General features: G+C 58.0%; 10 protein-coding genes. 6 read left to right on the top strand and 4 right to left on the bottom strand.

From position 1 onward, the window contains the following. Positions 1–19: 19 nt before the first annotated feature. Both icmT and ACSC94_RS09810 read left to right on the top strand, forming a co-directional pair. Complete coding sequence (gene icmT, locus ACSC94_RS09815) at positions 20–322, top strand: IcmT/TraK family protein (RefSeq protein ID WP_435640658.1); 303 nt, start codon at positions 20–22, stop codon at positions 320–322. A 195-nt stretch (positions 323–517) separates the two neighbouring features. After that, on the top strand, positions 518–1,909 hold the full coding sequence (locus ACSC94_RS09810; RefSeq protein WP_435640657.1) for a TcpQ domain-containing protein: 1,392 nt from the start codon (positions 518–520) through the stop codon (positions 1,907–1,909). A 63-nt stretch (positions 1,910–1,972) separates the two neighbouring features. Here the strand turns inward: ACSC94_RS09810 and ACSC94_RS09805 are convergent, their stop codons facing one another. From ACSC94_RS09805 to ACSC94_RS09790, 4 genes are all read right to left on the bottom strand, one after another. Next, complete coding sequence (locus ACSC94_RS09805) at positions 1,973–3,016, bottom strand: flagellin (protein ID WP_435640656.1); 1,044 nt, start codon at positions 3,014–3,016, stop codon at positions 1,973–1,975. A gap of 16 nt (positions 3,017–3,032) precedes the next feature. Next, on the bottom strand, positions 3,033–5,306 hold the full coding sequence (gene flgK / locus ACSC94_RS09800; RefSeq protein WP_435640655.1) for a flagellar hook-associated protein FlgK: 2,274 nt from the start codon (positions 5,304–5,306) through the stop codon (positions 3,033–3,035). A gap of 183 nt (positions 5,307–5,489) precedes the next feature. Next, the gene (locus tag ACSC94_RS09795; protein ID WP_435640654.1) at positions 5,490–6,695 is read right to left on the bottom strand and encodes a hypothetical protein; all 1,206 of its coding nucleotides are present in this window, start codon (positions 6,693–6,695) and stop codon (positions 5,490–5,492) included. Between the two features lie 11 nt (positions 6,696–6,706). After that, positions 6,707–8,053: a hypothetical protein gene (locus ACSC94_RS09790; RefSeq protein WP_435640653.1), complete on the bottom strand. Its 1,347-nt coding sequence runs from the start codon at positions 8,051–8,053 to the stop codon at positions 6,707–6,709. Positions 8,054–8,315: 262 nt separating this feature from the next. Between ACSC94_RS09790 and ACSC94_RS09785 the strand changes: the two genes are divergently transcribed. The 4 genes from ACSC94_RS09785 to ACSC94_RS09770 all read left to right on the top strand — a co-directional run bounded on the left by ACSC94_RS09785 (position 8,316) and on the right by ACSC94_RS09770 (position 13,154). After that, positions 8,316–9,095 (top strand): type IVB secretion system apparatus protein IcmL/DotI, encoded by a 780-nt coding sequence (locus ACSC94_RS09785; RefSeq protein ID WP_435640652.1) that lies wholly within the window; start codon positions 8,316–8,318, stop codon positions 9,093–9,095. Between the two features lie 115 nt (positions 9,096–9,210). Further along, positions 9,211–10,341 (top strand): DotH/IcmK family type IV secretion protein, encoded by a 1,131-nt coding sequence (locus ACSC94_RS09780; RefSeq protein WP_435640651.1) that lies wholly within the window; start codon positions 9,211–9,213, stop codon positions 10,339–10,341. Then, on the top strand, positions 10,331–11,743 hold the full coding sequence (locus tag ACSC94_RS09775) for a DotG/IcmE/VirB10 family protein (protein ID WP_435640650.1): 1,413 nt from the start codon (positions 10,331–10,333) through the stop codon (positions 11,741–11,743). Before ACSC94_RS09780 ends, ACSC94_RS09775 begins: the two co-directional genes overlap by 11 nt. Before the next feature lie 109 nt (positions 11,744–11,852). After that, positions 11,853–13,154 (top strand): alginate biosynthesis protein AlgP, encoded by a 1,302-nt coding sequence (locus ACSC94_RS09770; protein ID WP_435640649.1) that lies wholly within the window; start codon positions 11,853–11,855, stop codon positions 13,152–13,154. The last annotated feature ends 86 nt before the right edge of the window (positions 13,155–13,240 follow it).

The following is a 13,240-nucleotide window of genomic DNA, read 5'->3' as shown; positions in this document are numbered from 1 at the left end:
AGCCTCTTAGGCGGATAAAATGGCCCAAAGCGCAGAAGACGCCCTTATTGAGAAGCGAAACTGGCACTGGCGCAACACCATGCGCCCGGTGCGGTTTTTCTCGCTCGATGCCCGGGCGGCGTTGCCGTTCTTCGCGCTTTTGGTCTATGCGCGGCCGATTACGCTGGTCCTGACCATCATCATCACCATGATCTTCTCCATGCTGGAACGGCGTGGTCTGACCTTCTCCTCCGCCATGCGGGCCTTGCGGGTCTGGATCGTCGGGCAAAGCCGCCCGGCTTGGGTGTCGTTGCGCCGCCGTCGGATGCGCGATTTCGGCTGATCCTTATTTGGCTTGGGTAAACCCCGATTTTACGGGACTATCCGCCCCTAAACCCCATTTCCACCTTGTCATTTTGCCACCCGGCGACTAATTTCGGGGGGCTTTATTGCATTTTGCGCGGACCCTTCGTGGGCGCGCCATTCTGTGACCGACTGGCAATATCTGACTGACAACAATCGACAAGGTTTTTAAACCATGATCTCTCGCACCTTTTTTTCGTCCCGTGTTTTGTTGTTGGGGACGGCGTGTGTTCTGACATCGTCTTTCGCCGCACCCGCTTTGGCCGGGTTTGAATTTACACCGCCCCCGGCTGCTGTTGTGGCTGCTGAAGATACGGATGGTGTGATGCCGCCCGTGACCGCCCTTCCGGTTGGCGAAGTCGAAATTATCGACGTTACTATGACGGATGGCACCAGCACGGAACAGATCGAAGTGGTTGCGGAAACCGTTCTGGACGATCTGCCGCCACCGCCGCGCCCGATGCCGGTTATGGACGATGTACCGCCGACGGCGCAACCGGAACCGATGATGCGCTTGTCGCCTGCGGCGCAAGCCCCCGCTCCGCATGTTCACGCCTCCAATGTTCAAGCACCGCGCGCCCCGCAAGATGCGGCACCCGTTGCCCCCGTTCAAAAATCAGTTCAACAGCCCGTGCGCCGTCAACCGGCTTTGGTTGTGACGAAATCGGCTCAATCGCCTGCGCCGACACACCCGGTCTCCGCACCCGTATCGCACCATGCCAATGCCGAAGGGTTCGGGCGTGATTTGCCGCTGGTTCTGGCCATGCGCCAGATCGTGCCGGTGGGCTATGGCTACACATTCGATCCGTCCGTTGATCAAGGTCAGCGCGTGGATTGGGATGGTGGCGCACCGTGGCCGACCGTTCTTGAAAATGCCGTCGCCGCGTATGGTTTGTCTGTCCGTGTGATGGATGATGCCAGCCGTGTCTGGGTTGGCCCGGCCAATGTTGCGGCTCCGGTTTCTGCACCGACAGATACGATGGTTGTTGAGGATGTCGCAGCGCCCGTCGTAGCGGATACCGCGACCACCACGCACGAACCCGTCCGCGAAGTGTATATTCGCCGTGGCGAAAAAGAAGCGGAAGTGATGACGCGCGATGCGGCCCCGCAAGCGGCGGTGGTTGAAGCCCCTGCCGCCGTCGAGGCGCCGATGCCGCTGATGGCGGTGGAAGAGGTCAGCTTCGTTGACCCGGTGGCCACGCCCCGCGCGCCGGATGATATGACGATGTCTGATGCAACCCTGACCGCCCCGGCTCCGCTGGCGGCGGATGACATGGTACAGGCTAGCTTTGACCCCTACGCCATTCAATCATGGACGGCGGCCAAGGGCGCGTCCCTGCGCGACGTTCTGGCGCAATGGTCGGATGAAGCCGGTGTGCAACTGGTCTGGCCATCAGACCGTGATTATAAATTGCCGCAGGCGATCAATATGAACAGCAACTATGCCGATGCCGTTCTGCGCGCGCTCAGCATGTTCGATCATGCCGATGCGCGCCCGCTTGGCAAACTGCATCCCAATCTGCCGCAGGGGCCATCGGTTCTGCTGGTAGAAACCAAGGCTAGCTAAGGCTGGCAAATGCCAATAAAAAAGGGCCCTTCGCGGGCCCTTTTGTTTTATGTGTCATTCGTTTTAGATGAAATTGACCAAGCTCAACTGGCTGGCCATCGCTGTGACCTGATAGGTGGCGTTAAGCTGGGTGGCCAATGCGGTAATGCGCACCGACACTTCCTCAATCGGGGCGTTTTCGATTCTTTCGATTGTGGCCTGTAAAGTGTTCTGGTCGATCTTGTGATCGGCCTTGGCTTCTGTGATCCGTACATTGGCCAGGCTCAATTTCGTGCCATATTCATCCATCTTGTCCAGCGCGCCGGTTAATTGCGTGGCGATGTTGTTGAACACGGCATAGAAATTTTCCTGCTGCTCTTCGTATGTTGCGCCCGGCGCATCCTCTAAATCACCCAGATTGCGCAAAGCGGACACAGCGGTCAGGATGTCTTTGAAGCCCTGCTGGTTGGCCATGACGGTGTAGTCCACTTCAACCGTGGTGTCGGCGCGGACCATAACTTTCTTGGCATCGACCAGTGATCCATTCATGCCCATCGTGGTGTCGGGAATGTTGGTGTAACGGCTGATATATTCCTCGGCAATATTGGTGTTGGGGGGATTGACGGTCAATGTGCCCGCGGCCCATTCCGCGTTCAGCGTCGCGAAATAGGTATCCAGGGTGCCCGCATCGCTTACGGGCTGGGACGCGGAATCCGATCCGGCGAACAGATAGGTGTTGCCGTCCTTGCTGTTCATCAGGTCGAGGATAAAATCATACGATTTATCGGCCAGATCGCGCAGCGCGCCCAGCTCGCTGATCTCGCCCTCTTGCACTTGGTTAATCACACCATCGGCGACGGCGGTGGCCTGTGATTTAATGCCTTCGACAGCTTCCAGCATCATTTTGATACGGGTCTGGGATTTATCGATGTTGTCGATATAGGTCTGCAATTCGTTGAAATCGGCCCGCGCGCGTTTCGACACAATCGCATCACTGCCCAACCCGGCCAGAAGCTGGGTCTTCTTGCCCGTGTTCAATTGCGTTTGCAGGTCGGAAAACTGCATCTGCATCAGCTTGATCTGCTGCGACTGCGCCAGGGATCGTGCGTAGGTCGATATCGCGGTCATGGGTCTATCCTCTCAATTAGAAGGCATTCAGCAATTGCTGAAACATTTCATCAATGGCTGTAATCGTCTTGGCGCTGGCGGCAAAGGCCGACTGCACCACAATCAAATGCGATAATTCTTCGTCCAGATTCACGCCGGATTCATTGAGCAATTGGGTGCTCAGCAAATCGCGCAGGCTGGCTTCGTCGGCTTGTCTTGCGCTTGTTGCGTTCACGGCGGCGACCTGGTTGCTGATCATGCGCTGTGAATATTCTTCCAGCGTCAATGTGCCCGGCAATTCCGAATTCACCCGCAATCCTGGACCCAGAAGATTTTCACGGAACGGGACGTGGGCGACGCTGACCACGGGGCTGGCGCTTCCCAGCAGTTCCAGTGATGGCGTGTTGCCTCCGGCGCTTGAAATGGGTCCATCAACAATCCGGATATCGCCACCGAACCCGGGACCCGGGCGGAAGGACAGGAAGCCGGTCAATGGATCGATACTGGCCTGAACGCCCGGAATGTTGTTCAGTTTGGTGAGCAAATCGATTTCTGTGTCACCGGGTGAAATGCTGACGCGGACCGGGTCGTCCTGCCCCACCTGAACGGTGAAATACGGGTCGACGGCTTCGGTCGTGCCGGCGGTCAGGCCCAGATAGTCCAGCCCGTCTTCGCCCATGTTACCGACACCAATACCCACATCATGCTGGGCATTGATCATCAACTGGCCGAACTGGTTCATTGATGCCGTGACGGTGGTGTCCAGCGGTGGGGCCAGTGTCGGGAAAACGTTGGTGTTCAGATAATCGACCAAGGCTTGCGCGCCGCTGGTGGCGGGCGGGGTCGGAAACGCGACATCCACAGCGGTTAAATCGATGGTGATATCGCCCGTATCGTTGGCGCCGCCTTCATCGATGCGGATGGTGAAATCATCCAGCAAAGGCGGGCCGCTGATCGGCAGGAACGGATGGTCGGGCGCGGCGTTCAATGGGACGCCCAACGACAGGTTTTGGATATTCACATCACCGCGCATCTGGGCCTGTGGGTTCAGACCAAAGATGTTTTGCAGTGTGTCGGGCAGGGCCGCGACGCGAATATCCACGCTGCCTTGCGCTTCCTGATACGAAATATCGCCAAAACCAAATTCGGCCACACGGCGCAGAACTTCGTTCGACCCTTCCTGTACCGCACTGCCGACGACGGTGCCGGAGCGGATCAGGCTGTTGTCATTCAAAATCGCCGGGTTCACCTGCATAATGGCGGAGAAGCCGACATAGGGCACCGGGGTCAATGGGCCCGGCGGGTTGGGAACGGGGTCGGTGTTGGCCGGGATGTTACCAAAGTTGTCGGTGAACAGGTTCAGCCCCTGTTCCGACAGGCGCAGGGCGGTTTTGTGCGCCAGCTCGTCCAGCTGTGCCTGATAAGCGGGCAGCGTTTCATCGCGCATGGCCAACAGCGCGCCGATTTTTCCACCCGGTTCGCGTTCGGTAATGTCGAACGAAACTTTGACCTCGGCCGGGTTGCCGCCGACATACAGGCCCGATGCGCTGGCCGGGTAATAAGATTGGGGGTTCAGCTGGGACGGGTTGAAATACACTTCGTTGACGGTGTCGTCGGCCAGTTGCAGACCTTCGTTGGTTTGCACAACCAACACACCATCGCCCCGGGTGAAGAAGCTGATTTCAATCAGGTTTGATAATTCTTCGATCGCGGCATCGCGCTGGTCCTGTTGCTGGGCGACGGTGCGGCCTTGGGCCATGTTGATCTTGATTTCCCGGTTCAGCGTGGAAATCTGTTTCAGCAATGTGTTGGTTTCGCTGACCGCTGCGCTCAATTCGCGCTGCGTATCGTTCCGCATCTGGGTCATCAGATTGGAATAATCGTTGAATTTCTGGGCTGTGCTTTGGGCCGTGCTGACGGCGGCCTGCATGCCGACTTCACTGTCCGGCTGGTTGACCAGACCGAGGAACGCATTCTGCAGGGCGGTAATTTTTGCCGAGATGGATGTTTCCGCATCCGGGGCGCCGTGGAACTGCTGAATCTGGTTCATGTAGGTGGCGGTGGTTTCCTGATAGGTCACCGCGCTGACCTGGGTCCAGTAATCCCGGGCCAGGTACATATCGACATTGCGGACCACGGCGTTGCCCTTGACGCCGACGGTCACGCCATCAATCGCAACGGTTTGTTGCGGCAGGACTTTCCGGGAATAACCCGGGGTCGATACGTTGGCGACGTTGTTCGATATGACGCTCAGCTGTTGCTGGGCGATCTTCAAACCGGACAGGGCCGAATCCAGACCTGAAATGCTCATTCTTTCGCTCCATTGCGACAAGATTGAAAGCGGGTCCCCGCTGGGCAGATTTTACCCGGCAGAGACGATATCTCAGGAGTGACTTTGCAATTGTGGTGCCACCGGGATGAATCGGGGTGGCGGGATCAGGAAAACGGGAAAAATAAGGGATTAGGTGGGGTTATATGACAATATAACCCGTTTTTACGGGGCGGCTGCCCCGGTTGCGCGCGGTCCGGTGCGGGGCAGTTTACCGGTCAGGCGGTTTTCAACCGATTCCTGATACCGGCGCAGTTTCAGCTCCAGCAGCAGGGAGACCAGCATTTCGCGGCGCAGGCTGGCCTCGTACTTATCGCGGTCGGCCATAATCTGCATCGCGCGCAACGCAACCCCGATCCGGGCGACGTTGGTCGGCTTATCGTACAGGCCAACATAGAATGCCGGGCTCTGATACAATTTCTGGGTCATGATTTCCATTTGGGCGTAATAGCTGGGGTTGGCGCCGACGACGTTGTTCACGTCATCCGGGCTCATCCCCAGCATCTGGGCCATGTCGCGGATATTGTTCGCCGACAATCCCGTGCCCGGGGCCTTCATCGCCGTAATGGTGGCGTAGGAATGGGCGGCGACGCTGCGCAAGGCGGTCACGGCGCGGGTGTCTTGGAACAGGGTGATAGAGTCACTGTTCAACAACAAGGTTTCCGGCGTGTAGGTGAACACGTCATGAGAATACAGGTTCCGGGCCAGCGCGATGACATCGGTTTCATCATCGGTCAGGGCGCTGTCCGTGAAATCGACGTTCAGGGTCCAGGCCTTGTCCACGGTGCGGCCGTAATTCACGTCCTTGTTCGTGCGGCCGGTCCCGGTGGAGGCGCAAAAATTCTGGAAGGTGTTGTTGTTGTCGGCCTTTTCGCAATACACCGCGCGCACTTGTGCCAGACGGGCGGCGCGGTCGGCGAAGGCCCCCCATGATGAGGCCATGTTGTTGTTCAACAATTCACGGCGGCGCATCCCGGCGCCCAATGCGGCGGCGTTGGCGCGGATTTTGGATTGTGTCGCGCCCAGTGACCGGGTTGCGCTGCCGATCATGCACAATGTTTCGCTGGGCTGGTAATCCTTGTGCGCCTGTGCGGTCATTTCCTGGAACAGGCGCTGTGTTTCCTGCTGGTGCTTGGCATCCATGAACATGCCGATAGCGGCGACCTGTTGCATCATGACGGCGGAGAGCTGTTCCGTCATCATCATAAAGGCCCGCACCCAGTTGTCGCGGATCAGTTGAATGTCGGCCGTGGCGTGGGCGGATGACGGCATCGCCGGGATCAGCAGCGCCGTGACACAGGCGGACAGCACAAAACGCCGCAGCGATTTCCGCGGCCCTTTATGCTGTGGCGTGTGTCTGTGTGTTGTCATTCTGCGGTCCCTTAGTTTTTCGGGCCACTGTCAACCATACGCGGCAGGCGGTTCTGAACGTCTTCCTGCAGTTTCATGACTTCCATTTCCAGCAGGACGGACAGGATCGCTTCGCTGCGCAGATTGCTTTTGAACGCATCGCGGTCCTGCATCAACGCCAGTGCCTGCAACGCAACACCCTTACGGGCCACGTTGGTCGGCTTGTCATACAGCCCGACAAAAAATTCCGGGCGCTGGAAGATGGATTTGGTCAGCAATTCCATTTGGGCGTAATAGCTGGGGTTGGCCCCGATCAGCGATTGCGCGTCGGCGGCGGACATGCCCAGTTCCTGCAGCATCGCGCTCATATACTGCGATGTGCCGGCGGCGTTCGATCCGGCCGTCTTCATGCCCAGAATGGTGTTGAAGGAATGTTCGGCCACGCTGCGCTTGGCAATCACGGACCGGACGTTCAGATATTCGTCCTGGTTTGCGGCGACTTCCAATGTGCCCGGTGCAATCCGGGTGAACACGTCGTGCGAGAACAGGTTGGACGCCAGCGCGATCACGTCTTCTTCGTCATCGGTCAGCGCGTTGTCCGAGAAGTTGATGTTCAGCGTCTGCGGGAACGCCATGGTGCGGGCGTAATCCACATCCTTGTTTTTCGTTGCGTTGTTGCCGCCGGCAACGCAAATGCTGGCCAGACCGCCGTCATTGTCGTTCGGGTCGCAATAGCGTTCACGGAATTGGGCCAGACGACCTTCGCGGTCTTCCTTCGGCCCTTCGGATGCGTTGGTGTTGGCATTGCCCAACTGGCGACGCAAAGATCGTTCGGTCATCATCAACGCGGTCAGATCGGCGTTACGGTCCGATGCGCCCAGTGATTTCATCACAGAGCCCAGCGAGCAAAGCTCTTCACTCGGCTGGTAATCCTTGTGCGCTTGTGCGGACAATTCCTGGAACAGGCGTTGTGTTTCCTGCTGGTGCTTGGCATCCATGAACATGCCGATAGCAGAAACCTGCTGCATGCCAACGGCGGAGAGTTGCTCCGTCATCATCATCATGGCGGGCAGGATGTGTTCCTTGAAGAAAATGTCGATGATACAACCGTTGAAGAAATCGGTGACCATCCATTCGCGGGTGTAGTTGACGTTTTCTTCGGTGGCGATAATGCCCATCGGGAATGTTTCAATGACACCAAAGCCATATTCAACGACGCCGAAAACATAGGCACCCATGCCCGGTGTGCCCGGTCCGCATGTCCCGCCGCCCAATTGGGCAAAGGCCGGTTTGACCGATGTGCCGCCACTCAGCGTGCCCGCGAACAACGCGACCAGCAAAGCAACAAGGAATAGTTTGTTTTTCAGAACATGGATCATGGCCCGGTCACCCCCGCATTTCGTCCCGGCGTCTTCTTATAACTGGGGATAGTCTACCATATTCTTTTGGCTGTTGTACAAATCTGCGAGGGCTTAAATTGCATTATCTTTCTTTCACCCGGCTTTCGTCTGGGTGGTAGGGAAATTTTAACCCTTGGTTATCAAACTGTTTTGTTGGTACATTTGAGGAGACGTGCGTACCGGGGGCTCCCTCCGGTCTTTCAGCCCTTAGACAATTTAGATATTTTTTCAGGTGGCAATCATGGCCCAAACACCCGATATGCAAGCACCCGGTGGATCTGCCGGTGGTGGCGATGCGCCCAATCCGCGCCGTATCCGCGCGACGGAACCCCGCGGCCCCGCGCCTGTGAAAAAGGGTGGCAAACCCGTGAAGGGGGCCATTGCCGAGGGCCATACCGTGCCCAGCGGTCTGGGGACTGTGATCGTCCGCAATGAATTTTATAAAGACGGGTACCGCTCCTTGCTGCGTTTGGCCTTGATTCAGGGGCTGGTGATCGTCGGCCTGATCGGGGCGATGTTCTTCGTCGTGCATACGCACCAGCCGGAAAACCGCTATTTCGCCACGACCGAAGATGGCCGTCTGGTGCCGATGGTGCCGCTGAACGCGCCGAACCTGTCGGCCCCGGCTTTGATGTCCTGGGTGGCGCAGGCCGCGACCGAGGTCATGACCTTTGGTTTCAGCGATTACCGCCGCCGTTTGCAGGAAGCGTCCCGCAACTTCACCCGCCGGGGCTGGGAGAGCTTTACCCAGGCCTTGCAACGCTCCCGTATCATCGAAAGTGTTGAGGAATATCAACAGGTTATCACCGCCGCGCCGAAGGGCGCGCCGATCCTGGTGTCGGAAGGGCTGGTCAATGGCCGTTATCAGTGGCAGGTCCAGTTGCCGATGATCCTGACCTATCAGGCGGGGTCGAAAACCCGCTCGGATACGTGGCTGGTCACGATGGTGATTGTGCGTGTGTCCCGTCTGGAAAGCGCGAACGGGGTCGGGATCGAACAATGGATCGCCCAGCCGGGTTAATCTGGCGGGGTAATGGGGCAATAGGGTGGTGACAGTCGTATTGGCACGTTGTATCCTTGCCCGGCGACGGTCTGCGTCGCTGGGGTTATAGAGCCGGGGTCTAAAAAGAATATTCATGACATCGAAATCCAATCGATATTTTCAAGTCGTAAACAATGCTGTGCGCCCTCTGGTGCTGGGGGCATTATTTGTATGTCTGGCCAGCACGGCCTTGTCGGTCTCTGTGGCTGCACAGGATGCGTTGCCGCCGGGTCTGGCCGCTCAGATGGATGCGGAACAACCCGCCGATGATCTGGTCGCACAGGATGATAGCGCCCTGCCGCCGGGAATGGACAATATGGAACGCGCGCCGGGTCTGGCCTTGCCGGAAGATGCCGGCCTGGCTCCGGTTGAAGGTGGCGCGGGCATGGGCATGGATCTGGCCGAAAAATCACCGGAAGAAATCGAAGTGGAAATCCGTGAAGATGCGTTTGAGGCTGCGATTACAGGCCTTTTGCCCATGCGCCCGGAAGAAATTCGCGAATTGCTGAAGCGGTACGACCAAACGTTGGAAGCGGTACAGACACCGCTGCAACCCTATCCGGAACCGGAAGTGGTTGTGCAAACCGTGGCGTTGGACCCGGGTGTCCGCCCGTCTGAAATTAAAGTGGCCGTGGGTCACGTGACCACGCTGAACTTCGTCGATGTGACGGGGGCGCCGTGGCCGATCGAAGATGTGAGCTGGGCCGGGGATTTCGAAATTCTGAAACCGGGTGCTGGCGGCTGGGTCTTGCGCGTCACGCCGATGCAGGAATTTGCCTATGGCAACCTGTCCGTCAAGTTGCTGGAATTGAAAACCCCGATTACGTTCGTGATGAATACGCACCGCGACACCGTGCATTACCGCATGGATGCGCGCATTCCTGAATATGGTCCGTATGCCAAGCCGCCGATTATCGATGGGGGCATTACCATTGCCGCCGGCAATGCGGCGCAGGCCAGCATTCTGGACGGAATTGTCCCGGACAGTGCCGAGAAACTGGTTGTGGCGGGTGTTGATGGCCGCACGACGGCGTATCGTTTCAAAAGCAATGTGTATGTACGGACGCCACTGACCTTGCTGTCTCCGGGATGGAGCGGGGCGGTCAGTTCGGCCGATGGTATGAATGTCTATACGATTGAAGATGCGCCGGTTTTGCTCTTGTCCGACAAGGGCCGCATGGTGCGCGCGCATCTGAGTGAAAAGGACGACAGCGATGAGCAATAACGAATTCGACAACGACCCGATGGGTCAGGATGCTGGCTTCGAAGATTTCGAGGGCGGCGAGCAGTCGATGAGCGACATGCTTCGCAACAACCCGATGGTCAAGATCGGCGTTGTGCTGGGGGCTATTGCGACCATCGTTGGCGGTATCGTTCTGTTTGGCGGGGAAAAGGAAACCGGTGGTACATCGGTGATGCGTCCGGGTTCGGATTTGAGCCAGGCGCCGGGGGCCAACGAGGTGTCTGACACCTATCGCGAGCAGATTCAAGATTTCAACCAAGCGCAGATTGATCAGGCGCAAAGCACGGGCCAGAGCGCCCTGCCCGTTCCGGTGGGGACGACGCGTGGTGTTATTCCGCTGGACGATGCCAAGGTATCCGAAGAAGATCCGCTGGAGCGTTGGCGTCGTCTGCAGGCCGAACGGATTGAGAAAGAAAAGCAAGCTGCGCCCACTGAGGCCGGCCCCGTTGCCCCGCCAGTTGATCCAAACGCGGAGGTGAAGCAACAGCTCGCCAAGGCTATGGCAGGTCAAATGGAATCCATTCTGGATTTCAAAACGCTGAAAGGTCCGAACCAGGAATCGGTCAGCGATCCGGATTGGATCGAGCAGAAGCGCGAAGAGCAAAAGCAAAAGGCCGAGGAAGAGCGCCTGGCCGCCGAAGGGGATGCGCAAGCGTCTGACGTGCTTATTCTGCTTCCTGCCGGAACTATCGAATATGCCCAATTGATGACCGAAGCCAACACGGACGCACCGGGCCCGGTTCTGGCCCAGATTGTTTCGGGTCCGCTGGCGGGCAGCCGTGCGATCGGGTCGTTTAAGGCCAGTGATGAATATATCACGCTGCAATTCAACACGGTCGTGGTCGATGGAATCGCCTATGGGACGGACGCGATTGCGTTGGACCCGAAAACCGCCAATCCCGGTATGATTACCGAGATTGATAAAAAATACTTCACCCGCGTGATCTTGCCCGCTGCCGCAGCCTTTATCGAAGGGTTGGGTGGAGCGATCGCCGAAACCGGATCAACCACATTGACCGTCGCCACGGGCGGATCGTCGTCCTCATCCACGTCCGAAGATCTGGATACAGAACAGGAATTCTTCAAGGCGGTTGAAGAGGCGGCAGAAAAAGTCGGCGAGATGCTGGACGAAGAAGCGGATAATGCTGAACCGATGCTGCGCGTTGCCGCGGGCACGCCGATGGCATTGCTGTTCGTGAAACCGGTTCAGCAAAATACCAGCAAGGAAGAGCCGGCGGTTGCGTCGCAAACGTCCAACCAAAACCCGTTTGGCAATCTGATCCCGGCCTTTATCCCGGTGCAAAATCAGGGTCAGCAGCCGGCAACGGCGGCCCCCGCGACCCAACCGGCATCGACGCAGACGGATACATCGTCCACGAATTGATGCCCAGTGGATTGATGGCCGGTCCGGCTGGATCATTTAAGAAAGATTTGAATGCGGTTTTATAAACCGCATTCAGTGTTATAGATGCGGTGTAGAAAGTGAAAAAAAGATGAGCAATCACAATCAAGACGATATGGATTTCCCTGGTGATGATTTTCAGGGCGATGATTTTCAAGACGCCAGCTTTGATGATGCGGATACCTATGATGCCGATTACACGACGGGCGACGATTTGGCCGATGATGAGTGGGATGCGGTCGATGATGGTTCCGGCGAAGACGCCCAGCAGGCCCCGGCGAAAAAGAAATCGTCTCTGACCAACAAGCTGATTATCGGCGCGGCCGTTGTGGTGGGCGCGGGCGTGATGGTCATGACAATGATGGGTGGATCCCCGCAACAGGGGCAAGCACCCCAACCTGTGGCGCCCTCTGTGGCCCAGTCTGATTCTGCGGATATGGCTGCAGCCCCGATCGCCCCTGCGATGACGGCCCCTCTCCCGGCCCCTGCTCCCGCTCCTGTGGCGGGTCTTCCGGCGGCTCCGGATTATGGTGTTGCGGTTGACTCGGCTGACGCGCAAACGCCGCGCGATCCTGATCAGTCATCACCCGCTCAGGGCATGTTCAATGACCCGGCAGCGCTCGATTCCACTTTGCAGGAGACAGCAGAGCAAGCCCCGCTGTCCGACACGCTCCCGGTTGAAGTGCAGGACGCTCCGGCTATGCCTGAGGCTCAGATGGAAGCGGCTCCAGCTCCGGCTGTGGCAATGCCAAAGGCCAATGATTTGTTGAAACCTTCGGGTGCGGCGGATGGTGCTGATGCGGTCCCGGCTCCCGTTGCTGATGCGGCTCTGGCCATGCCGGAACCGACGCCTGCGCCAGTGTCTGAACCGGTTGCCGTGGTGGATGCGCCGTTGGCGGCCCCGGTTGCGGAACAGGCTCCATCCACCGAGTCCATCGACCCGGATATGGGCGCGCAAATGCTGGATCGTCTTGATCTGATTGCGGCCCGTCTGGATCAGTTGGAAGACGATTTGTCGGTTGTACGCAAGGAAAGTGCCGCGACCGCAACGGATGAAGTGGAAGAGTTACGCGCCGCCGTGAAAGCGCTGGAGAAGAAGCTGAACACGCAGGCGCAAGCCCCGGCGGTATCGTCTTCTGATACGCCACCATCGCGCACGACAACGCTGAAGGCCGAACCGAAACCCAAGCCGGTTGCGCGTCAGGCACAGTCCGTTCAATGGGTTTTGAAAGGGGCACAGCCGGGCCGGGCCATGGTTGCGCGCGCCGGTGAAAGCGAAATGCGCACGGTTGAGGTGGGTGACAGCCTGCCGGGAGTGGGCCGCATTTCGTCGATTGCCTACGAAAATGGACGATGGGTTGTGATCGGCAGCGAGGGCCGCATTTCCCAGTAAAGAGGTCGGGGCCTTCCCCGCTCTGAACAAAAGGTGAGGCCGTGAACGTCATTTATGTCGCGTTCGCGGCCTTTTTATGATAGACA

The organism is Micavibrio aeruginosavorus (assembly GCF_051245535.1).
Classification (GTDB): domain Bacteria; phylum Pseudomonadota; class Alphaproteobacteria; order Micavibrionales; family Micavibrionaceae; genus Micavibrio; species Micavibrio aeruginosavorus_D.
This window is presented reverse-complemented; position numbering and strand designations above follow the sequence as displayed.